The sequence below is a fragment of the Campylobacter sp. CNRCH_2014_2849 genome (assembly GCF_025772845.1).
In the GTDB taxonomy this organism is placed as follows: Bacteria; Campylobacterota; Campylobacteria; order Campylobacterales; family Campylobacteraceae; genus Campylobacter_D; species Campylobacter_D lari_D.
This window is the reverse complement of sequence record NZ_JAKMSW010000036.1, coordinates 1-1,276: the sequence shown is the minus strand read 5'-3', so window position 1 is coordinate 1,276 and position 1,276 is coordinate 1. Positions and strand designations below refer to the sequence as shown.

1 protein-coding gene is annotated in these 1,276 nt (G+C 27.7%); it reads right to left on the bottom strand.

Annotation, left to right across the window (positions count from 1 at the left end):
* Positions 1-1,276: ShlB/FhaC/HecB family hemolysin secretion/activation protein (locus L8X33_RS08570; RefSeq protein ID WP_263670496.1), on the bottom strand; the 1,276-nt coding region annotated here is incomplete at both ends.

Here is a 1,276-nt window from a genome sequence, read left to right as displayed (position 1 = left end):
TTCAGAAGAATCTAATTCAAAATTCCCTAATACCTTTTGATAGTTTATATTTAAAGTATGAGTAATATACTCATTAATACTATAATAATTATTCAAACTAGCATTGAGTTTTCTAAACCAACCAAAGCCTTTGCCTCCACTTTTAGATGTACTTCCAAACATAGTAGTACCATCATCATTAACCTTACCTATGCTTATCTTAGCACTATAACTTAAGGTATTATTCTCAAATCCTCTAAATAAACCTTCTAAACCCATACTACCTACATTAGAATGTTTATTAATACTATAATCTTCAAATATGTTTGAAAAAGGTTCATCTTTTAATATCTTATGATAAATACTAGAAGTAAAGTATAAAGATGAATTAGTATTAATCCATACAGGATAAGAAAAGTCTATACCGAAATTTCTAGAAGTACCGCTAAAGCCAACTTCTTGATAATCTCCACCTAAAGAATAAGAGCCTTGAGATATACTTGGAGTAATTTTTAAATTTCCTAAAAAGAAAGTATAACTTGCTCCATAGTTAATTTGTTTTTCATTGCTTGATTGTAAGTAAAAATTATAATAATCTCCCATATTAAATATAGAATTAAATCCCATACTAATACCAGCTCTAATATCCCCTGCACTTTTAATACCATAATTATCAGCATATAATAATACATTAACCTTAGTATCAGGAACTACTTCTATAACTATATCAGTTTCTCCTACATTCTCTCCTGCTTGTAAGCCTGCTAGGGTTTGAATGCCATACATTTCATTGACTTTATACACACTATCTTCTATTAATTTGGTAGAGATGATTTTACCTTTGATTCTTTCATTAAGCTTACTTTCAATAAAATAATCTTTTATAGTAGTTTTATTCTTTATTATATACTTACCTAATGTTCCCAAAGCTATGTTTATTTGCACACTATCTTCAAATTCTTGTTGGGGTACATAAGCTGTTGCAGCAGGATAGCCATTAACTTGGAAATAATAAGCAATAATATTAGATATATCTTGTAAATCTTGCAAGCTAAATTTTCTAGTGCTAAACTCACTAATGAGTATTTGTAAATCTTCTTCTTTAATACCTAGCTTTTCAAAGCTAGTGTTTTCATTAGTGATAACAAATTTATATTTGGTTATTACTTGTTTAGTAGTGGTAGTATTGTTAGAACTATTATTGCTTTGATTGTTTAAATTAATAGTGTTGTTATTAGTTTGATTACTTGAGTTAGTAGAGTTATTATTAGAACTATTGTTTGTTTGATTATTTGGG